The organism is Pedobacter sp. UC225_61 (assembly GCF_044452285.1).
Classification (GTDB): Bacteria; Bacteroidota; Bacteroidia; order Sphingobacteriales; family Sphingobacteriaceae; genus Pedobacter.
Window position 1 is genome coordinate 1 of sequence record NZ_JBIOAL010000001.1, and the last position, 22908, is coordinate 22908.

15 protein-coding genes, 2 tRNA genes and 3 rRNA genes are annotated in these 22908 nt (G+C 36.6%); 12 read left to right on the plus strand and 8 right to left on the minus strand.

All coding sequences use genetic code 11. From position 1 onward, the window contains the following. Positions 1-149 precede the first annotated feature (149 nt). The 5 genes from rrf to ACHMWN_RS00025 all read right to left on the minus strand — a co-directional run bounded on the left by rrf (position 150) and on the right by ACHMWN_RS00025 (position 5232). A 5S ribosomal RNA gene (gene rrf, locus ACHMWN_RS00005) occupies positions 150-261 on the minus strand. A gap of 85 nt (positions 262-346) precedes the next feature. After that, a 23S ribosomal RNA gene (locus ACHMWN_RS00010) occupies positions 347-3225 on the minus strand. A gap of 207 nt (positions 3226-3432) precedes the next feature. Then, positions 3433-3509: transfer RNA gene (locus ACHMWN_RS00015), tRNA-Ala, on the minus strand. An 18-nt stretch (positions 3510-3527) separates the two neighbouring features. Further along, positions 3528-3602, minus strand: a tRNA-Ile gene (locus tag ACHMWN_RS00020). Positions 3603-3712: 110 nt separating this feature from the next. Beyond that, positions 3713-5232 (minus strand): 16S ribosomal RNA (locus ACHMWN_RS00025). The 16S, 23S and 5S rRNA genes sit together here with 2 tRNA genes alongside, the layout of an rRNA operon. 1354 nt (positions 5233-6586) lie before the next feature. On the opposite strand from ACHMWN_RS00025, the gene ACHMWN_RS00030 reads away from it, so the two are divergent. From ACHMWN_RS00030 to ACHMWN_RS00085, 12 genes are all read left to right on the plus strand, one after another. Beyond that, positions 6587-7519 carry an outer membrane protein assembly factor BamD gene (locus ACHMWN_RS00030; protein WP_397296632.1) on the plus strand — a complete coding sequence of 311 codons (933 nt, stop codon included), beginning with the start codon at positions 6587-6589 and terminating at the stop codon, positions 7517-7519. Positions 7520-7523: 4 nt separating this feature from the next. Continuing rightward, positions 7524-7853, plus strand: coding sequence for a DNA-directed RNA polymerase subunit omega (locus tag ACHMWN_RS00035; RefSeq protein ID WP_372819821.1), 330 nt, complete (start codon positions 7524-7526; stop codon positions 7851-7853). Positions 7854-7972: 119 nt separating this feature from the next. After that, the gene (coaBC, locus tag ACHMWN_RS00040) at positions 7973-9172 is read left to right on the plus strand and encodes a bifunctional phosphopantothenoylcysteine decarboxylase/phosphopantothenate--cysteine ligase CoaBC (protein ID WP_397296635.1); all 1200 of its coding nucleotides are present in this window, start codon (positions 7973-7975) and stop codon (positions 9170-9172) included. After that, positions 9169-10068 carry a DUF4835 family protein gene (locus ACHMWN_RS00045; RefSeq protein ID WP_397296637.1) on the plus strand — a complete coding sequence of 300 codons (900 nt, stop codon included), beginning with the start codon at positions 9169-9171 and terminating at the stop codon, positions 10066-10068. The genes coaBC and ACHMWN_RS00045 overlap by 4 nt, the downstream gene beginning before the upstream one ends. 110 nt (positions 10069-10178) lie before the next feature. Continuing rightward, positions 10179-10556, plus strand: a complete 378-nt coding sequence (locus tag ACHMWN_RS00050; protein ID WP_397296639.1) for a BlaI/MecI/CopY family transcriptional regulator — start codon at positions 10179-10181, stop codon at positions 10554-10556. Between the two features lie 2 nt (positions 10557-10558). Beyond that, positions 10559-12682: a M56 family metallopeptidase gene (locus ACHMWN_RS00055; RefSeq protein WP_397296641.1), complete on the plus strand. Its 2124-nt coding sequence runs from the start codon at positions 10559-10561 to the stop codon at positions 12680-12682. A 119-nt stretch (positions 12683-12801) separates the two neighbouring features. Beyond that, positions 12802-14454: a DNA repair protein RecN gene (gene recN / locus ACHMWN_RS00060; RefSeq protein ID WP_397296644.1), complete on the plus strand. Its 1653-nt coding sequence runs from the start codon at positions 12802-12804 to the stop codon at positions 14452-14454. A gap of 67 nt (positions 14455-14521) precedes the next feature. After that, positions 14522-15754, plus strand: a complete 1233-nt coding sequence (locus tag ACHMWN_RS00065; RefSeq protein WP_397296646.1) for a carboxypeptidase-like regulatory domain-containing protein — start codon at positions 14522-14524, stop codon at positions 15752-15754. A gap of 70 nt (positions 15755-15824) precedes the next feature. Further along, complete coding sequence (locus ACHMWN_RS00070; RefSeq protein WP_397296648.1) at positions 15825-17072, plus strand: carboxypeptidase-like regulatory domain-containing protein; 1248 nt, start codon at positions 15825-15827, stop codon at positions 17070-17072. Positions 17073-17146: 74 nt separating this feature from the next. Then, positions 17147-19567, plus strand: coding sequence for a TonB-dependent receptor domain-containing protein (locus ACHMWN_RS00075; RefSeq protein ID WP_397296650.1), 2421 nt, complete (start codon positions 17147-17149; stop codon positions 19565-19567). Positions 19568-19626: 59 nt separating this feature from the next. Continuing rightward, positions 19627-20700 (plus strand): PA0069 family radical SAM protein, encoded by a 1074-nt coding sequence (locus ACHMWN_RS00080; protein ID WP_397296653.1) that lies wholly within the window; start codon positions 19627-19629, stop codon positions 20698-20700. Positions 20701-20778: 78 nt separating this feature from the next. Continuing rightward, complete coding sequence (locus ACHMWN_RS00085) at positions 20779-21651, plus strand: RimK family alpha-L-glutamate ligase (protein ID WP_397296656.1); 873 nt, start codon at positions 20779-20781, stop codon at positions 21649-21651. Here the strand turns inward: ACHMWN_RS00085 and ACHMWN_RS00090 are convergent. The 3 genes from ACHMWN_RS00090 to ACHMWN_RS00100 all read right to left on the minus strand — a co-directional run bounded on the left by ACHMWN_RS00090 (position 21643) and on the right by ACHMWN_RS00100 (position 22862). Further along, positions 21643-21978, minus strand: coding sequence for a hypothetical protein (locus ACHMWN_RS00090; RefSeq protein ID WP_397296659.1), 336 nt, complete (start codon positions 21976-21978; stop codon positions 21643-21645). The two genes, ACHMWN_RS00085 and ACHMWN_RS00090, sit on opposite strands and share 9 nt — an antisense overlap. A gap of 84 nt (positions 21979-22062) precedes the next feature. Further along, a complete protein-coding gene (locus ACHMWN_RS00095) occupies positions 22063-22413 on the minus strand; it encodes a hypothetical protein (protein WP_397296662.1) in 351 nt (116 codons plus the stop codon). A 92-nt stretch (positions 22414-22505) separates the two neighbouring features. Further along, positions 22506-22862 carry a hypothetical protein gene (locus ACHMWN_RS00100; RefSeq protein WP_397296664.1) on the minus strand — a complete coding sequence of 119 codons (357 nt, stop codon included), beginning with the start codon at positions 22860-22862 and terminating at the stop codon, positions 22506-22508. Positions 22863-22908 lie beyond the last annotated feature (46 nt).

Genomic DNA, 22908 nt, shown 5'->3' on the forward strand with positions numbered 1-22908 from the left:
TTTCGATTTGGAAAGGCATTAAAGTTTATTAAGAAGTAATGTACTCCTGCTTTTATAGGACTACCTTATATTGTCAATCTTTTTATTCCATATTGAAATTGTGTATAAACAAGAAAGCCCTGCAACTTTCGTTACAGGGCTTCTTTAGGATCTGGCACCGACCTACTCTCCCACATGTTACTGCAGTACCATCGGCTCTGGCGGGCTTAACTTCTCTGTTCGGAATGGGAAGAGGTGGACACCGCCGATATAGGCACCTGAATATCGTTAATAGGTGGACAAGGGTCCAGCCTAGAATGACATATTATTGAAAGAAGTTAGTTTGGAAGAGCAAACAACGTGTTGCTCTTGAAAGCTTCGGATGATTAGTATTACTCGACTGTGCTGTCACCAGCTTTACATCTGTAACCTATCGACGTAGTAGTCTTCTACGGTCCTATATGGAATTCTCATCTCGTGGCTAGTTTCGCACTTAGATGCTTTCAGCGCTTATCTATCCCCAGCGTAGCTACTCTGCAATGCCCCTGGCGGAACAACAAATTCACTAGAGGCTAGTCCAACCCGGTCCTCTCGTACTAAGGTCAGCCCCACTCAAAATTCCTACGCCCACAACAGATAGGGACCGAACTGTCTCGCGACGTTCTGAACCCAGCTCGCGTGCCACTTTAATCGGCGAACAGCCGAACCCTTGGGACCTTCTCCAGCCCCAGGATGTGACGAGCCGACATCGAGGTGCCAAACCTCCCCGTCGATATGAGCTCTTGGGGGAGATCAGCCTGTTATCCCCAGCGTACCTTTTATCCTTTGAGCGATGGCCCTTCCATGCAGAACCACCGGATCACTATATCCGTCTTTCGACCCTGCTCGGCTTGTCTGCCTCACAGTCAAGCAAGCTTATGCTATTGCACTCCACGTACGGTTACCAAGCGTACTGAGCTTACCTTTGAAAGCCTCCGTTACCTTTTTGGAGGCGACCACCCCAGTCAAACTACCCATCAAACAATGTCTCCCGCTGGGCGGGATTAGACACCGAATACAAAAAGGGTGGTATTTCAACGTTGGCTCCACGACGCCTAGCGACGCCGCTTCAAAGCCTCCCACCTATCCTACACATCCTGTATCCAATGTCAATGTTAAATTGTAGTGAAGGTGCATGGGGTCTTTCCGTCCCGTTGCGGGTACCCGGCGTCTTCACCGGGACCACAATTTCACCGAGCTCATGGCTGAGACAGCGCCCAGATCGTTACACCATTCGTGCAGGTCGGAACTTACCCGACAAGGAATTTCGCTACCTTAGGACCGTTATAGTTACGGCCGCCGTTTACTGGGGCTTCGATTCAATGCTTCTCCTTGCGGATGACATCCCCTCTTAACCTTCCAGCACCGGGCAGGTGTCAGGCCTTATACTTCATCTTTCGATTTTGCAAAGCCATGTGTTTTTGTTAAACAGTCGCCTGGGCCTTTTCACTGCGGCTGATATTGCTACCAGCGCCCCTTCTCCCGAAGTTACAGGGCCATTTTGCCGAGTTCCTTAGCCATGATTCACTCGAGCACCTTAGAATTCTCTTCCCGGATACCTGTGTCGGTTTGCGGTACGGGTTTTTATAGACTGGAGCTTAGCGGTTTTTCTTGGAAGTCTGATTACCTGCGCTATCCACTCACCCGAAGGCTTGCGGTACTATCGACGTTCAGCTAGATTGGCGGATTTGCCTACCATTCTAATACCTACAGTCTTTAACGAACTATTCCGTCAGTTCGCGGCAGTGTCACTACTCCGTCCCCACATCGCATCTATAAAAAGTACGGTAATATTAAACCGTTGTCCATCGAATATCCCCTTCGGGTTCTCCTTAGGCCCCGACTAACCCTGATCCGATTAGCGTTGATCAGGAAACCTTATCCTTTCGGTGGGCGGGTTTCTCTCCCGCCTTATCGTTACTTATGCCTACATTTGCTTTTCCAGAAGCTCCACCATAGCTCACGCTACAACTTCGCTGCCGCTGGAATGCTCCCCTACCGTAATATTAATATTACCCATAGCTTCGGTATACCACTTAATGCCCGTTTATTATCCATGCACGATCGCTCGACTAGTGAGCTGTTACGCACTCTTTAAATGAATGGCTGCTTCCAAGCCAACATCCTAGCTGTCTATGCAATCGCACCTCGTTAGTTCAACTTAGCGGTAATTTAGGGACCTTAGCTGATGGTCTGGGTTCTTTCCCTCTCGGCCCGTGACCTTAGCACCCCGGGCCTCACTGCAGTGTATATTATATAGCATTCGGAGTTTGTCTGGATTTGGTAGGATTTGACTTCCCCGCACCCAATCAGTAGCTCTACCTCTATATAACTTAACCACCACGCTGTTCCTAAAAACATTTCGGGGAGTACGAGCTATTTCCCAGTTTGATTAGCCTTTCACCCCTACCCACAGATCATCCGGAAACTTTTCAACGTTTATCGGTTCGGTCCTCCAGTACGTGTTACCGCACCTTCAACCTGTCCATGGGTAGATCACAAGGTTTCGCGTCTACCTCCCCTGACTATACGCCCTATTCAGACTCGCTTTCGCTTCGGATCCGTGTCTTAAACACTTAACCTTGCCAGAGAAGAGTAACTCGTAGGCTCATTATGCAAAAGGCACGCCGTCACGCCACCTGGACGCTCCGACCGCTTGTAAGTATACGGTTTCAGGTTCTATTTCACTCCCCTGTTCGGGGTTCTTTTCACCTTTCCCTCACGGTACTGGTTCACTATCGGTCTCTCAGGAGTATTTAGCCTTACCGGATGGTGCCGGCAAATTCCCACAAGGCGTCTCCGACCTCGCGGTACTCAGGATACTACTAGACTAATGGTACTTACGTGTACGAGGCTATCACTCTATTTTGCCGGGCTTCCCATCCCGTTCCACTTCATTGCATTATAATCACATCGTAGTCCTACAACCCCAGCTATGCCGTAACATAACTGGTTTGGGCTCTTTCCCTTTCGCTCGCCACTACTTAGGAAATCATTATTATTTTCTCTTCCTCTGCTTACTTAGATGTTTCAGTTCGGCAGGTTTGCGCACTATGTGCGACATGTCTTCAACATGCCAGGTTTCCCCATTCGGAAATCGCCGGATCAATTCATATTTGCTGATCCCCAGCGCTTATCGCAGCTTATCACGTCCTTCATCGCCTCTGAGAGCCAAGGCATCCCCCGTATACTCTTTCTTACTTTCTTCTCTATACAGCCTTTTGCGCCTGTATAAATGCTTTTTTTGATCTGTCGTTACCTCTTCGTCCCCGAGGGAACTCCAAGCTAACAACGTCTCTATTGTTGTTTGCTCTTCTTATTAACTTCTTCCAATATGTCAAAGAACTTTTCAATCCCGAGGCTGCATTGCTGCATCCTTATTATAAACGTACCTTTTGTAACAGGTACCGGTGATGGTGGAGAATAACGGAGTTGAACCGTTGACCTCCTGCGTGCAAGGCAGGCGCTCTAGCCAGCTGAGCTAATCCCCCAAAAAAACTTAGCGTTTGTAGTCCCGTCCAGATTTGAACTGGAGACCCCTACATTATCAGTGTAGTGCTCTAACCAGGCTGAGCTACGGGACTGTTAATCTCGCCCCTGCAGACCTGAGTCGTGCCGATGGCTCGTCTTCTTGGTGTTTCCTTTTAGAGATATGTATCATTTTTTACGCAGCGAGTAGTCTTTCCTACTCCAGAAAGGAGGTATTCCAGCCGCACCTTCCGGTACGGCTACCTTGTTACGACTTAGCCCCAGTTATCGGTTTTACCCTAGGACGCTCCTTGCGGTTACGTACTTTAGGTACCCCCAACTTCCATGGCTTGACGGGCGGTGTGTACAAGGCCCGGGAACGTATTCACCGCATCATTGCTGATATGCGATTACTAGCGAATCCAACTTCAAGAGGTCGAGTTGCAGACCTCTATCCGAACTGTGAATGGCTTTTTGAGATTTGCTTGCTGTTGCCAGCTTGCTGCCCTCTGTACCATCCATTGTAGCACGTGTGTAGCCCCGGACGTAAGGGCCATGATGACTTGACGTCGTCCCCTCCTTCCTCTCTGTTTGCACAGGCAGTCTGTTTAGAGTCCCCACCATTACGTGCTGGCAACTAAACATAGGGGTTGCGCTCGTTGCGGGACTTAACCCAACACCTCACGGCACGAGCTGACGACAGCCATGCAGCACCTAGTTTCGTGTCCTTGCGGACGCATCCATCTCTGGATACTTCACTAACTTTCAAGCCCGGGTAAGGTTCCTCGCGTATCATCGAATTAAACCACATGCTCCTCCGCTTGTGCGGGCCCCCGTCAATTCCTTTGAGTTTCACTCTTGCGAGCGTACTCCCCAGGTGGAATACTTAACGCTTTCGCTTAGCCGCTGACTGTGTATCGCCAACAGCGAGTATTCATCGTTTAGGGCGTGGACTACCAGGGTATCTAATCCTGTTTGATCCCCACGCTTTCGTGCCTCAGCGTCAATGACACCATAGTAAGCTGCCTTCGCAATCGGTGTTCTGTGACATATCTATGCATTTCACCGCTACTTGTCACATTCCGCCTACCTCTAGTGTATTCAAGCCCATCAGTATCAAGGGCACTGCGATAGTTGAGCTACCGTCTTTCACCCCTGACTTAACAGGCCGCCTACGCACCCTTTAAACCCAATAAATCCGGATAACGCTTGGATCCTCCGTATTACCGCGGCTGCTGGCACGGAGTTAGCCGATCCTTATTCCTTCGGTACATTCAGCTACTTACACGTAAGTAGGTTTATTCCCGAATAAAAGCAGTTTACGACCCAGAGGGCTGTCTTCCTGCACGCGGCATGGCTGGTTCAGAGTTGCCTCCATTGACCAATATTCCTTACTGCTGCCTCCCGTAGGAGTCTGGTCCGTGTCTCAGTACCAGTGTGGGGGGTCATCCTCTCAGATCCCCTAGTCATCGTGGTCTTGGTGGGCCGTTACCCCGCCAACTAACTAATGACACGCATGCTCATCCCTATCCTATAAATATTTGATCATTGTACGATGCCGTACTGTGATTTTATGCGGTGTTAATCCGAATTTCTTCGGGCTATCCCCCAGATAGAGGTAGATTGCATACGCGTTACGCACCCGTGCGCCGGTCTCATGGTTGCAAGCAACCACTACCCCTCGACTTGCATGTATTAGGCCTGCCGCTAGCGTTCATCCTGAGCCAGGATCAAACTCTCCATTGTAAAATGTGTTGTTTGAACACTGACCATTCTTATTCTAGTGTTATTAAAAATTAAATAGTCTTGTATTCTATTATGTTGTCTGATAGAATAGACTTAAGAAACAGCTTGGTGTCATGTACTTTGAAATCGTACTGTTTGCCCCGCTGCGTTGTATAAATGATATCTCTTTAATGAACTTTTCGATCGTGCCTCGCGGTGATCTGTATATGTTGCAATGTCAATGTCCTGCTTTGTTCCGGTCTTTGTTGTTCCGAACCGCCACTCGACGTTTTCATTGTTTCAATCTTGTTTATTCTGCCTTCTCAACATCCGCTGATCGGCTCCCGTTTTGTTTGGGACTGCAAAGGTAGGAAACTTTTTTATTCCTGCAAACTTTTTTTAAAAAAAATCGAAACTTTTTTTCCGCTCCGTTGTTTGCTTTCCATATAGCCTCCCTATTTCAAAATCCCTCTCCTCCTTCATCCCTTTCTTCCTGTGCCGTTACCTCCGTAGCGGGTTGCAAAGGTAGGAAACTTTTCCGCTTCCCAAAACTTTTTTTTCAAGTTTTTTGAGGTTTGTTCTAAGTGGCTATAAATAAGCCGCTTTGTTTTCATCCCTCCCCCCTGCACTACCAGAGCCGTTTCCGGCATCCATCCCCCTTCCTCCGAAGCGGGACGCAAAGGTAGAAAATCTATCCCAAAACACCAAGACCCACCTAACTATTTCCCCAGGAAAAACCCTAAGTGCATGGAACACACCCAGAAAAAGTTTGATTAGGCCTTTCCAGCAAGTGGCTTGCACCCGCAGCAGTCCGGAACACAACAGCCCTACCATCGGACCGGATCCACCCGCACATGGTTCGGGCCTTGGTCGGATCCGATTGTCACAAGCCCGACCAAACCCCGAACCAACCCCGACCAGACCCCGTTTTAACATAACCTGTTTAAAGACATTTACTAAAGCATTTGTTAATTTGCTTCAGAAATGGTCAGGACCAAAACGAAGCACTATTACATCTACGAAAACTTATCTAATAAAAACACGATATAAATAGTTTCTGTAATCAACATAGCGGCTGTATAGCGGATAAAGATTGGAACAGCTATCCTTATATATATAAGCTTAGTTCCTAGTATTAACCAATACTTATATAGTATTGATAAAGATGAAATATGGCAGAGGTTATTCTACTATGATACTGAATTTTATTTTTGTTAATCTAATATAAAAACCACTTTATAACTTGACCCATAGTGTTTATTTAAAGCTTTATGTTAAAAATTGTTAAGTGTTTGATAGGTTGAAAGCCTTTAATTAGCTTAGCGGACTATTATTTTTAATTGACGTTATCGTATTATTACCTTATCTTTGCACAATGTTTAAAATTAAACACATACTTATTTTAAGTTTTATTACCATTTTATTAGGTGTAGCGGGCTGTAAAAGCCGTTTTGAAAAACTACGCCTAAGTAATGATGTTGCCAAAAAATACCAAGAGGGTATTAGACTATATAACAAGAAAGATTATTCAAAGGCTTTAATTTTATTTGAGGGCTTAGCACAAAAATATAGAGGAACTGCAGAAGCAGAAGATTTGAATTACTATTATGCTTTTACACTTTATCGTTTAAAAGACTATACAACGGCTCGTTATAAATTCAAAGAATTTGCAGATACTTATCCTGCAAGTAAAAATGCAGAAGAGTGTCGTTATATGGGAGCTTATTGCTATTATTTAGATTCTCCTAAGTCTTCTTTAGATCAAGAAAATACGTATAAGGCTATTGACGCTTTGCAGTTGTTTATCAACTTATATCCAAAAAGTGATCGTGCAACACAAGCGGCTCAATATATTGCTAATTTACGTGGTAAGTTAGAAAGCAAAGCTTTTGATAACGCTAAATTATATTATGATTTAGGTGGTTATGATATTACAAATTATAAATCGGCTGTAATAGCTTTAAAAAATGCTCAAATTGAATTCCCAGACATTAAGTATGCTGAGGAAATGAATTTATTAATTGTTAAATCGCAATATATGTATGCGAAAAACAGTTATGCAGTTAGACAAGAGGATCGTTTTAACGAAGCTATTGGCTATTATAATGAATTTATTGAAGCTTATCCAAATAGTAAATATGCAAAAGAAGCTAAACAGTTGAAGGATGATAGCGAAGCTGGAATTGTTACTGCTAGAAAACTTATTGCTGAAGAAGCAGCTTTAGTAGCTAAATATAATGCCCTACAAAAGAAAGGTGAAAAACAAAGAGATAGTACAACTAATAAAGTAGAGATTAAAAACCCATAGGATAATGAATACACCAAAACCCGCTATACCAAATACTACGGTAACTAGAAATGTACATGATTTAGATCAAAATACTGATAATATTTATGAGTCTTTAGTGATAATTTCAAAAAGGGCTAATCAGATTTCTAACAACATGAAAGAAGAGTTGCACGGTAAATTAGCAGAGTTTGCTTCATCAAACGACAACTTGGAGGAAATTTTCGAAAACAGAGAACAAATTGAAATAAGCAAGCACTATGAGCGTATGCCTAAGCCTAGCTTAATTGCAATTGATGAATTTTTGAATGATAAAATTTACTACAGAAATCCGGCTAAAGAGCAACAAAAATAATTAGCTATTGGCTAAATATTGAAGCCGCAGATATGCAGATTACATTTAATTTGCATATCTGCGGCTTAAAGCTTTAATACGTTTTGGTAAGCCAACTTAATTTCTAATCTTTGGTTATCATGCTTAGCAAAAAAAATATCATTCTTGGTGTTTGTGGCAGTATAGCCGCATATAAGTCAGCTCTATTAGTTAGAGCGCTTATAAAAAGTGGTGCAAACGTTAAGGTTATTCTTACTGCTGATGCGAGTAATTTCATTACTCCTCTCACATTGGCTACTCTTTCTAAAAATCCTGTTTATACTCAATATTTCGAAGCCGAAACTGGCGTTTGGAGTAATCATGTGGAATTAGGTCTTTGGGCAGACTACATGATTATTGCTCCTGCATCTGCCAACACCATTGGCAAAATGGCGAATGGCTTGTGCGATAATTTGCTTACCGCAGTTTACCTTTCTGCTAAGTGCCCAGTGTTTTTAGCTCCTGCAATGGACTTAGATATGTGGAAGCATGAAAGCACTCAAGAAAATATTGAAAAACTAAAAAGCTTTGGTAATACTGTTATTGCACCAAATAAAGGCGAGTTAGCTAGTGGTTTATATGGCGAAGGTCGGATGGCTGAACCAGATGAGATTGTTGAATTTTTAACAAAGGAAATAAAGAAGAATTTACCCTTGCTTGGCAAAAAAGTTCTAGTTACTGCTGGTCCAACTTATGAAGCCATAGATCCAGTTCGCTTTATTGGCAATCATTCCTCTGGTAAAATGGGGTTTGCCTTAGCTAATGAAATGGTTGCTTTAGGCGCTGATGTAACGTTAATTACAGGCCCTACATCCGAAAAGACAACTACCCAATTACAACGGATTGATGTTATAAGTGCTGCAGATATGCTGTCTGCCTGTATGGAAAAATTTTCACAAAGTGATATTACTATTATGAGTGCTGCTGTTGCAGACTACACTCCTACTGAAGTTGCTCCGCAGAAAATCAAAAAGAAGGATAGTGAATTCAGTATCAATCTTAAAAAAACTATAGATATTTTAGCAAGCTTAGGCAATATTAAAAGAGATAATCAGTTTTTAGTTGGATTTGCATTAGAAACTGAACAGGAAGAATCCTATGCACAAGAAAAATTGCAGAAAAAGAATTTAGATCTTATTGTATTAAACTCATTAAATGATAAAGGGGCTGGTTTTAAAACAGAGACCAATAAAATCACCTTATTTAATAGAGCATTTGATAAAACTAGTTTTGAAACAAAATCTAAGACTGAAGTCGCAAAAGATATTTGTGCTGAAATACTTAAATTAATACATAAATGAAGAAAATTATAGGTTTTATCTTTTCACTACTAATTTGTGGCTTTGTACATGCACAAGAATTAAATACTCGAGTACAAGTTTTAGCTCCAAACATTTCTAATATCAATAAGAAAAACCTAGAAGTACTACAAAATACAATTAGAGATTTTTTGAATAATAATAAGTGGACTACTGAAACTTATTTACCACAAGAGAGAATCGAATGCAACCTTGTACTTACCATAACTTCATGGGATGGCAGTTCTGCTTATACCGCAGAGGCACAAATACAATCTAGCAGACCAGTTTATGCTAGTTCTTATTACAGTACTTTATTAAATATTAACGATAAAGATTTTGATTTTAATTACAATGATGGACAGTCTTTAGATTTTTCTGATCAGAATTTCATCACTAATTTAAGTTCACTTTTAGGTTATTATGCCTATACAATTATCGGTTTAGATAAGGATAGCTTTAGCAAATTAGGAGGTACGCCTTATTATAATAAAGCTCAAAACGTTTTAAATGTTGCGCAAATTTCTGGCAACAAAGGTTGGAAAGCATTCGATGGTTTACGTAATCGTTATTGGTTAAATGAAAATCTGCTGAATGCTACGTTTAAAGAACTTCGTGTTTTTATTTATAACTATCACTTTAATGGATTGGATAAACTGCAAGATAATGTATCTAATGGCGCAAAAAATATACTCGCATTATTGCCAGCTCTACAACAAATGGATAAGCAAAAGTTAGGATCTATTTTCCCTAATGTTTATTTTGCAACCAAGGCTGATGAGATTACCAATGTATTATCCACAATCGATTTACAAGAAAAAATCAAAGCTTATAATCTATTAAGTGATATCGACCCAGCTAATATCAGCAAATACGAAGCCTTAAAAAAGGCTCGTTAAGTCACTTTTTTTACTCTCTTCAAAAAAAAATGTTAAATTTTCGTTAAAATATTTTGTTTATACGAATACATTCGTACATTTGAATACGAAAAAATTCGTAGTGTAACAAAATGAGCAATTCAAACATCAAACCAACAGAAGGCGAAATGGAAATTTTACAGGTACTTTGGCAAAAAGGAACCTGTACCGTTCGAGAAGTTCATGAGGATTTAAATAAAAAAGATGCTGGTTATACCACTACTTTAAAACTAATGCAAATTATGCATGAGAAAGGTTTAGTGGACAGGGATACTAGCGCTAAAACGCATATTTATCGTGCATTAATTAACCAAGAAAAAACTCAACAACAATTGGTTAATAAAATGATAGATAATGTTTTTAATGGCTCTGCTGCTCGTTTAGTAATGCAGGCCTTAGGAAATAAAACAGCAAGCCAGGAGGAGATAGATTTGATTAAGGAATATTTGGAAAAACTTGAAAACAAATAATCATGGAAGCAATGATAAATAATCTTATTAAGGCTATTGGATGGAGCATTCTTCATTCTTTATGGCAAGGCGCAATCATTTATGCTATGCTATTCATCGTTCTGATGGCTTGGCCTAAAATGAATTCGAGATTAAAACATAACCTTGCTTTTGGTTCTTTGTTTCTAATTTTTGCTAGTTTTTGTTTTACTTTTTTTACGGTGTTCGAGTTGCCAACAACAAGCACGTCTATAGAAAGTATAGCATTTAACGAAGCTGCTTATCAGAATTTATCGGAGCTAAGTCGAAATTTTAATTTTAAAACTGAAGCATATTTCCCAATGGTGGTTACGGTGTATTTAGTTGGAATTATTTTTCAATTGCTCATCCTTTTATCAAGTTATGTAAAACTTAAAAAATTAAAGCAGGTAAGTACCTTATCTGTGCCTGCAGAGTGGAGTAGAATTTTCGAATTAACACTTACTCAATTAAAGATCAATAAAACAGTTAAATTCTTCTTATCGTCTAAAGTGAATGTGCCTTTGGTGATTGGATTTTTTAAACCTGTTGTATTATTTCCTGTTGCATTAGCTACGCAATTGGATTTGAAACAAGTTGAAGCGATTTTAATACACGAGTTATCACACATTCGTCGTAATGATTATCTAATCAACCTTGTTAAAACCTGTATAGAAACGTTATTGTTCTTCAATCCATTTGTATGGCTTACCACCAAATTCATACATATAGAAAGAGAACATGCCTGCGATGACTTGGTGGTTAATTTCACGGGAACACCGTTAACCTATGCACATGCATTACTGAAATTAGAATTATTAAAAGACAAACAAACGCCGTCGCTGTCACTTGCAGCAACGGGTAAAAATCAACATTTGTACCAACGAATTAAAAGAATCACAGATATGAAAACGAATTATATGAATGCTAAGCAGCAATTCTTCATCCTGACCTTAACGATTGCCACCGTTGTTTCATTGGCATGGATTAACCCAACCAAAAAACCAGCAGAAAAAACCAAGAAGGCTATTTCTTTAACATTAATTAAAGCAGCCCCAAGTGAAACAAAAAATTTAAGTAAACATTTAGTTGTTAGAGCTGACACCGATACAACCAAAAAGAAAAAGCAATTTAAAATGATTGTTAAAGGAAATGATGGCAAAGAAGTAATCTATACTACGATGGATGATATGCCAGATAGTTTGAAGAAAAAAATGGCCGAGCTAGACAAAAAGTTCAATTCTCCTGAGTGGAAAGCTAAAATGGATAAAATTAAATTAAATGCCGAAGCAATGGAGAAAAAATTCAACTCTCCTGAATGGAAAGATAAGATGGCAAAGATTGAATTTGATTCTAAAAAGATGGAGAAAAAGTTCAATTCCCCAGAATGGAAAGATAAAATGGCTAAGATTAAATTAAGTGCTGAAGCGATGGAGAAAAAATTCAACTCTCCTGAATGGAAAGATAAGATGGCGAAGATTGAATTTGATTCTAAAGAGATGGAGAAAAAGTTCAATTCTCCCGAATGGAAAGATAAAATGGCTAAGATTAAACTAAATGCCGAAGCGATGGAGAAAAAATTTAACTCTCCTGAATGGAAAGATAAGATGGCAAAGATTGAATTTGACTCTAAAGAAATGGAAAAAAAGTTTAATTCTCCTGAATGGAAAGATAAATTGGCTAAGATTAAACTAAATGCCGAAGCGATGGAGAAAAAATTTAACTCTCCTGAATGGAAAAGCAAAATGGCCGATATCCAAAAAAATGCTGAAGAAATGAATAAAAAATTCAACTCTAAAGAGTGGAAAGATAAAATGGAAGAGCTTAAAAAGCTTCAAGATTCACCAGAATACAAAGAGTTGAGAAAAAAATATGAACAAGATTTAGAGGAATTAAAAAAAGCCAAAGGAATTAAAACTGACAAAGCTTTCTTATTATTTGACAGTAACTTAGATGTACAAAAGGCTTTTTTGCCTTTAACTGCTAAACTTTCGACTATTACCAATTTGAAGTTAAACACTCCAGATGCTATTTTAGAAACTCCAAGTATAAAGCTTAATGCTACTACTCCTTTAAAACTTGAATTAGAAAAGGCTTTTGAATTAAAACTTAAAAACAAAGAGAATTAATAACAACAAACAAATGATACACTAAGGGTAAGAACTAATTTTCTTACCCTTTTTTATTTTACTAAACTCGAATCTATTCTTGAAAGCTAAAAGCTTTTATGTTAATTTAGCATCACGATATGCTACAAAAACTTTCTATACATAACTATGCTTTAATTGATAGTTTAGACATTGAATTTGATCAGGGTTTAAACATTATTACAGGTGAAACTGGTGCTGGAAAATCTATCATTTTAGGGGCACTTTCATTAATTTTAGGTCAAAGGGCAGAAAGCAAGTACTTTTTTAATCAAAATAAAAAGTGTGTAATAGAAGGTATTTTTTTATTGGCAGATGAAAAGCTAAAACCCATTTTTGAAACGAATGATTTAGATTTTCTTAATGAAAGCATCTTGAGAAGAGAGATTTCTATAGATGGAAAATCGAGGTCATTTATTAATGATACACCGGTTAATCTTACTATCTTAAAACAAATTGGGGAGCAACTCATTGATATTCATTCTCAACATGCTACACAAGAAATTAATGATGCAGATTTTCAGCTATTGATTGTAGATTCTTTAGCTAATCATTCCTCGCTTTTAGCAACCTATAGAACTGGTTTTAAACAGTTAAAACAAAATAGCTTGCAGTTAAAAACTTTAATTAGCAAAGCTGATGAAGCTCGAAGCAAGCAAGATTACGAACAATTTTTATTCAATGAACTAGAGCAAGCAGGATTAAAAGAAGGTGAGCAAGAAGAATTAGAGCAAGAACTCGAGCGGTTAACTCATGCAGAAAGTATTAAAAGAAGTTTATTGGCTGCTACTTCCCTACTTACTGAAAATGAAGTTTCTGCAACTAGCATTTTAAAAGAAGCATCTTTGCAACTCCAAAGTATCGAAAAATTTGCTCCTGAAATTAATGTACTCTATGAGCGGTTGCGTTCTAGCATAATTGAACTTAAAGACATTTCAGATGAAACTGCTGGCATTGAAGAAAAAACACTACATAGTGCAGAGCGATTAACAATTATTCAACAACGATTAGATGTTTTGTATACTTTACAACAAAAACATCGTGTAGCAAATAACAGCGAATTATTGACCATTCAACAACAGCTAGAAGATAATTTAAGCCAATTAATTAATTCTGATGAAGAGATTGAACAGTTGAAAAAAGACATCGTTTCACTTACCGCTGAATTAAAAAAGCAAGCAAATGAATTAAGCTTAAATCGTAAAAAAGCCATTAAAATAGTTGAGGAACAAACTACTTTAACTTTAAAACAAGTTGGTATGCCAAATGCCAAATTGATTTTTAATCAAAACGCACTAACGGATTTAACTAAAGATGGTTTAGATGAAATTAATTTACTTTTCACGGCAAATGCTGGACAAGCACCTGCTCCACTAAATAAAGTTGCATCTGGGGGTGAATTATCTCGATTAATGTTAACTATTAAAGCTTTATTAGCTAAGTACACCTCCCTGCCTACTTTAATTTTTGATGAAATTGACACGGGAATTTCTGGCGAAACTGCGTTAAAAGTTGGTGAAGTAATTGCAAGTTTGGGAGAAGATATGCAAGTATTATCTATTACCCATTTACCTCAAATTGCAGCTAAAGGTAATTCACATTACTTTGTTTATAAACACGAAGAAAGCAATAAAACAACTACAGGTATTCGTAAATTAAACTCTGAAGATAGAATTTACGCGATTGCGGAAATGCTAAGCGGCAAAAATCCAGGAGCTTCTGCTTTACAAAATGCAAAAGACTTATTAGGATAGTTCTCTTTTTTCTATTGTCACGTTTATTTTATTTTTTAACACCTAATTATTTAGTTAAGTTTACAGCATGGTTAAAAAATTGTTGTTAAATTTTATACTGATTACTTGTATTAGCCTTTATTCTTTTGCCCAAAACACTTATTCTATTACTGGAATTGTTAAAGACAAAAAAGAAACGCTTCCTGGTGCTTCTGTATTTATTAGTGGTTACAAAATAGCTACATCAACTAATAGTGAAGGACAATTTGCATTGCCAAAACTTGCGCCTGGTAATTATGATATTTTAGTGCAAATGATAGGTTATCTTCCCTATTCGAAAAATATAATCATCTCAGATAAGTCGATAAATATTGAAGTTTTACTAACTGAGAATACGACCTTATTGAATGAAGTGGTCATTAAGCCTGATCCAAATAGAGCATATTATATCGCTTTATTTAAAGATTTCTTTATTGGAAAAACTCCAAATGCAAGTGAGTGTAAAATACTAAATGAGAATATTTTAGGTGTTGATGACGATATTCCAAATAGCTTATTAACTATCCGAGCAAGCGACTTTCTATTAATCGAAAACAAAGCGCTAGGCTATCGCATAAAATACTTGCTAAAAAACTTTGAGTATAACTACAGAACTAAAATATTTTATTATGCAGGGCTTCCATCCTTTGAAGAATTAAAAGGAGGTAGTGCTAAACAAAAAAAATGGAAGAAGAACAGAGAAATTGCTTACAATGGCTCTATTCAGCATTTTTTCAAATCATTGTATGCAAACAGAATTAAGGAAGAAGGTTTTGTTATTAATAAATTGGGTACAATTCCAAATCCTGGAAGAAAACCTGATAGCTTGATTAATGCAACTATTAAAAGGTTAACTAGTGGACAAAGTGGATTAAATCGAGTAATTACATTTAATGGATCTGATTCACTATCGTATTGGTTGAAGCAAAGAAATGAACCCAAAGAGATAAATATATTAATCCGTGGAGATGTTTTAATAGATACTTTAGTAAAATCGTTTAATGCTGACTTAAAACAGATGAATTATAAGGATGCTTTATATATCATTTACAAAAACGAACTCGAATCATCTTCATATAATAGTTCAGGGCTTAAACAATCCCGTCCACCTGACTTGGCTAATTATCAAATTTCTGTCCTTGATTTAATGGTGCCTCCTGTACTATTTTATGCAAATGGAGGCATATACGACCCTAGAAGTTTACTTTACAAAGGTTATTTAGCATATGAAAAAGTTGCAGATTTGGTCCCTATGGATTATATACCTACGACGAAAAAGTAGTAAATGTTAAAAAAGTTAAATTTCTCTTCATTATTAAATAATATATAGCTGATTTACTACATTAGTTGCCATGTTTAGAGCGCTCTTGCTATCCTGTCTTATTTTATTTTTAAGTATTCAAGGATTTTCACAAAACACATTTTCCATAACAGGTGTAGTTAAAGACAAAAAGGAAACTTTACCTGGCGCCGGTGTGTATGTGAGTGGATATAAAATTGCTACCGCTACCGATGCTGAAGGAAAATTTAGACTCCCAAACTTAAAACCTGGCAGCTACGATATTTTAGTTCAAATGATTGGTTATCTTCCTTTCTCAAAAAACATCATCATTTCTGATAAATCAGTTCAGGTAGAGTTTGTTTTAAAAGAAAATGCAGTAATGCTAAACGAAGTTGTAATTCGGGCTGATCCTAATCGACAAAAATACATCAACCAGTTTAAGCAATATTTTATTGGAACTTCACCAAACGCTAAAGCTTGTAAAATCATAAACCCGCAAGTGTTAAGAGTTGATTATGATATTACGACAAGCACATTAACCGTTAAAACCGATGAATTTTTAATTGTAGAGAATAAGGCACTTGGTTATAGAATAAAATATATGCTAGATTATTTTGAATATAACAAGCGCACAAATATTATTTACTATGCTGGTAAACCTTTCTTTGAGGAATTAAAAGCATCCAATGCAAAAAATAAAAAATATATTGATCTAAGAGAAATTGCTTATTATGGTTCTGCACAACATTTTTTCAAATCACTTTATAAAGGCACAAGCCAAGCAGAGGGTTTTATTATCAATAAAATAATAAAAGTACCTAATCCAAATCGAGCTCCAGATAGTATCATTAACAAAAATATTTTAGCACTTAAAAATCCACCCGGAAAAACTGGTATACGAAAAAACGCTGCAAAAGTTGATACCTCTCTATTAGCATATTGGCAAAAGCAACAAGCGCTGCCAAAATTCATAGATAAATTTAACAATGCAGAAGTGCTTCCAGATACTTTGGTACATTATTATAACAAGGATTTAAAGCTGTTAAATTACACCAATTCATTATGTGTAATGTATACGAAAGAACGAGAATCAACAGTATATGCTAACTCTGGCTTTTGGATATTCAGACCTTTATACATTCCTGATTACGAACTATCTGTAGCTAAACTGACCGATGGGCCAATTCGTTTTTATGAAGGTGGAGGGATTTTAGATTCTCGCTCTCTCCTATTTGAAGGTTTTTGGGCGTATGAAAAAGTAGCCGATATGGTACCTATGGATTATATTCCTTTGGCTAAACGTTCTACATCTCCATAATTACAGCATTATAGTTACAATTCTCTACTTTATGATTTAAATTGCATTTTAGTGCAACATATATTAATTAGTAGATGCACGTTTTTAGAATTGTACTTTTCGTTTTTGTCTTTTTGGCAACCAATTTCACCTTGCTAGCCCAAACAACTTCTTTCAAAATAAATGGCAAAATTTTAAATGAAACTCAACAAGCAATAGCTGATGCAACAGTTTCTCTCGTAAATTCCGAAAATAAAGAGGTAGCAAAAACTGTCTCTACAACTAATGGATTATTTGAATTAAGTTTCAATGTAAAAGGTGTATATAATTTAATCATAAAGCATACTGGTTTTACAACCTATAAAGTTGCTTTCGAGCTTGCCAACAAAGATTTTGACATCATTTATTTAGTTTCTACCTCGCAAACATTAGATGAAGTTGTAGTCCAGTCTAAGCAAAATTTAATTGAAGTAGATGCAAATAGTATCACTTATAATGTTGCAAAAAGTATTACAGCACAAGGTGGAAATGCGCTAGACGCATTAAAGAATGCGCCGGGGATATTTATTGACAACAATAATTCAATTACCCTAAATGGAAAACAAGGTGCTATGATTTTATTAGATGGAAAACAAACTTACTTATCTAGTAGAGAAATAGTTGATTTATTGAGAGCAATGCCAGCATCTGGAATTAAATCCGTTGAAATTATTAATAGTCCTACTGCAAAATATGACGCTGCAGGTTCTTCCGGAATTATCAATATTAAAACACTAAAATCTCAAGTGAAAGGATTTAATGGTACAACTACAGCTGGCATTTCTTACGGAGTTTATGTAAGGCAAAATCAAGATTTATCTTTTAATTATAGAAATGATAAGTTGAATATTTATGGAAGTTACAACCACTTTTTTGGTTATTATTCTTATTTATACGGCTCTGATAGAATTCAGAATGGAAAAACTTATGATAGCTTTACCGATGATGTAGATAAGCGAAAGAAAATGGGCGCTCGTTTGGGCGCAGATTATACAATTGACAACAAAAACACAGTGGGTATTTTAGTGAATGGAAATTTTATTTTTGGTGGTGGCATTACAGATACCAGAACAGATATTGGTTTGCCAAATTCATCAACTATTGATCAAACATTAAAGGCTATAAACGATTATTATCATCAGAATACCGAAAGATATAACATAAATCTAAATTATAAATACGAAGATACTTTAGGTAAAATTTTTAATATCGATGCAGACTATGGATTTTACGAAAAGGGAGCTGGTAATCTTCAATCTAACATTTATTCGACCCAGAATAATGTAACACAAGAAAATTATTACAGAACTTTAAACGGCGCAAAAATCTACTTAAAAGCAGTTAAAGCAGATTATACAACAAATCTCTGGAAAGGCAAGCTAGAAACTGGTATTAAATATTCTGCAATTGAAACGAGTAATAATTCAAGATTTTATCAAGTATTTAATACAAATGAAGTATTTGATGAACGTAGATCTAATACATTTAATTTTAATGAGAACATTGCAAGCGCCTATGTGAATTATAAAAAGTCGTTTGGTAAATGGGTTTTGCAAGGAGGCTTACGTATCGAAAACTCTGCTTCAGAAGGTGAATTAGCTTTTAAAATAAATGGAAAAGATTCGCTAGAGAATATCAAGAGAAATTATACCAATCTTTTCCCATCTTTTAGTGCATCGGTTAAACCTTCAGAAAATCATAATTTCTCATTTGGTTACTCGAGGAGGATTGACAGACCAGCTTATAATGACTTAAATCCTTTTGTTTATTTATTAGATGAACTTTCTTTTTGGCAAGGAAATCCATTTTTAAAACCCCAACTAAGTCATCGTTTTACATTTCAATACGCCTATAAAAGTAATACTATAGTTAGCTTAAACTTTGCACACACAAGCGATTTTAGCGCAAGTATTACAGATACAATAGCTAAAACTAGTATTGTAATGATCCCTAGAAACCTTGGCGTACAACAAAATATTTCACTTTCCCTAACCCAGTTATATACTCCAACTAAATGGTGGGACATTACCTTTAACGGCACAGTTTATCATATTCAAAATAAAATCTCATTTGATCAATATCGAGATTTAAATCTAAAACAGTTTGCAGGTCGCTTAAATATTCAGCAACGCTTTAAAATGCCGTATCAAGTTACAGGAGAAATTTTAGGTTTTTTAAATTCTAAAAGACTGATTGGTGGTAACCAAATTATGAAAGCTACAAGTCAGATAGATTTAGGTTTACAAAAAAACTTCTTTAAAAATAGCGCAACAGTCAGACTAGCATTTACAGATATTTATAAAGGAAGTAAGGCTTATTCTACTCAGAATTTTGAGGGTTTTTACATGAAGAATTACAGTTATTTTGAAACCCGTCAACTTAAACTAAACATCACATATAAATTTGCAGATAGTAAAGCAAAAGGTCCAAGAACAAGAAATTCTGCTTTAGAAAACGAAAATGGTCGTATTAAATAATAAACATTTTGTTGAAAATTCAAAATTAAAATTACTAAAAATATTAGTAATTTTAATTCATGAGCATTAGAGAAGAGAATCAAGATAATTATTTAAATGGACGTGGCGCACAGTTTAACACATCCAATAAATTTCTTAAAAATTCTTTAGCAAAAGAGCATCCAGAAGGGATTGATGATTGGGAAGAGCCAAATGCTAAAACAACTTTCATCATCGGAAAATCTAAATCCGTTGTCAACAAAGTGGATAGTCCGGATGTGGGCATGGCCTATTCTTTAAATCCTTACCAAGGTTGTGAACATGGTTGTATTTATTGTTATGCTCGTAATTCTCATGAATATTGGGGTTTTAGTGCGGGCTTAGATTTTGAACGAAAAATAATCGTTAAAAAAGATGCACCTGAACTTTTTAAGAAATTTTTAGAACGAAAAGGTTGGGATGCCTATCCAATATCTTTATCTGGCAATACCGATTGCTATCAACCCGCTGAACGGAAATTTAAGCTTACTCGTCAACTTTTGGAAATCGCATTAGCCTACAAGCAACCCATCGCTATGATCACAAAAAATGCTTTGATTTTAAGAGATTTAGATATTCTACAAGAGATGGCAAAACTCAAATTAGCCATGGTTTACGTTTCAATTACCAGTTTAGATGAAAAATTACGCTTGAAACTTGAACCTAGAACGACTACTGCTAAACAGAGGTTAAAAATTATTGAAGAATTAAGCAAAGTTGGATTGCCAACTGGTGTAATGGCAGCTCCAATGATTCCAGGTTTAAATGACCATGAAATGCCAGCCATTCTAAAAGCAAGTGCAATTAATGGCGCTAAACGTGCAGGTTATACTGTGGTTAGATTAAATGGAGTAATTAACAAAATATTTGAAGACTGGTTGCGCAAAAATTTTCCAGATCGATTTGATAAAGTTTGGCATCAAATACAAAATTGTCATAACGGAAATGTAAACGATAGTCGTTTTGGAACACGAATGCGTGGAGAAGGGAATTTTGCAGAAATGATTAGGAACACGTTTAAACTCCATTGCAAACTGAATGGATTGAATATAGAAAACATTGAATTAGATAGCTCGTTATTTAGCATACCTAGTGCACAACTCAATTTGTTTTAAATCTCAACTCATCATTGCTTCGTTCCTCGCAATGACTTGAAAGAGAAATTTCTTACCTTCGAAATTCAAACCAATTACATGAACATTGCCCTCGTAACTTATCAAGATAAAGGTGCTTATGCCTCTCCCACTGCAGAAAATGAAGATGATTCACTTTTAAAATTCCTTCAATCGAAAAATTTAAAAATCGAAAAGGTAATTTGGAACGATCCCCAAGTTATTTGGGAAAACTATGATTTAGCTATTCTAAAATCACCTTGGGATTATTTTGATTTAGTAGCAGATTTTTATAATTGGCTAGCAAATTTAGAAGGCAAAAATATCAGACTTTTAAATCCAATAGATATTGTAAAGTGGAATGCCGATAAACACTATTTGCATGATATTGAAAAAGCTGGATTAAAAGTAACACAAAGCATTTTTATAGACAAGGGGCAAAAAATCAACTTACAAGATTACTTCGAGGAGCTACGTTCAGATAAAATAATTGTTAAACCAGCTGTGAGTGGAGGTTCTAAAAACACGTTTAAAGTTACCACATCAACTGCTGAAGAAATAAGCACAAAACTCAATGAGCTATTACAAGAAGAAGATTTTATTCTTCAGCCATTTTTGACTGAAATTGAACAAGCCGGCGAATGGTCTTTTCTGTTTTTTGGCGGGAAATTTAGTCATGCATTATTGAAAAAAGCAAAATCAGGAGATTTTAGAGTACAACATTCTTTTGGTGGAACAATTCATCCGCAACAACCGCCGAAACATTTATTAACAACTGCGCAGCAGTATATAGATCAATTTGCAAAAAATTGTTTGTACGCTAGAGTTGATGGTGCGGTTGTAAATGGCGAATTTTTATTAATGGAATTAGAGCTCATTGAACCTTTCCTTTTTCTGGCGACAGAGGAAAAAGCTTTTGAAAATTATTATGAAGCGTTAATGAAACTAGTTTAAAATCAAGTTCTTCTTCCTAATGTAAACAAAACCCAATCCACCGAAAGATACTAAAATCAACCAAGTATAATTATCTATCGGACAATTTAATATAGCTGTATCTCCTAAAAATGCAGGACCAGAGCCACTTACTGTACATGGACTCGTAGTTTGTTTATATGTACAGCCTGCTAATGCAGTAGAAGATGAGTTTGATTTATAATTAGTACCATTTTGTACTGAAGTATAAATTTTTGTAAGATTAGAATTAAGAATACATCCAGTTGTAGCCTTTACGGAAAGAACCATTCCAAAAGCAAATAAAAATACAATGAAAAATTTAATCATGAGAGCGGGATAAAATCTATCTACAAAGATAATATTCCATGCATTAATAGTATGAAATTTTAGTGAAAAAGCTTTAGTTGACTATTATAAGAGGTTTTTGAAAGGAATAAGTGAACTTTTCTTACGAATATGCATAAAACCTAATCCACCCAAAGACAATAAGATTAACCATACATAATTATCTATAGGACAATTCAATATAGTTGTATCACCTTTAAAACCTGCACCTAAACCACTCACAGTACAAGAATTTGTTGTTTGTTTATAAACACAACCTGAAAGTGCAGTTGAAGAAGTAGTTGACCTATAAGTTGTACCACTTTGTAATGAAGTATATATTTTTGTAAGATTGGAATTCAGAACACAGCCAGTTGCTCCATTTACGGAAATAACCATTCCGAAAGCAACTAGAAATACGATGAAAAATTTTAACATGAGCGTTAGATCATTATATCGTACTAAGATACACATTCCTTTTCATTAAAATATTATGCTATTTTCTATAAAAAGCTTAAATGACCTATTTTTCAAGGGTTTTCTAATGGATTAAGCCAAGCCTTATTGCGAACATGAACAAAACCAAATCCACCAAAAAACAGTAAAACTAACCAAACATAGTCATCTATTGGACAATTAAGTACAGTTGTATCACCTAAAAATCCTGGACCAGAACCATCTACTGTGCAAGAAGTTGTAGTTTGCGCATATACACAACCTGAAAGTGCGGTAGAAACATTTGTTGTTCTGTAATCTGTACTACTAGCTCCACCATTTTTCTTCGTATAAATTTTTGTCAAATTAGAATTAAGGACGCAGCCAGTTGCTGCTTTGACCGTTACTGAAAGTAAAGAAATGGTCAAAAGAAAAACAATGAACTTTAACATAACGAATTGAGTTTCGGCTATAAATAGAGCTCAAAGCTATAAAATG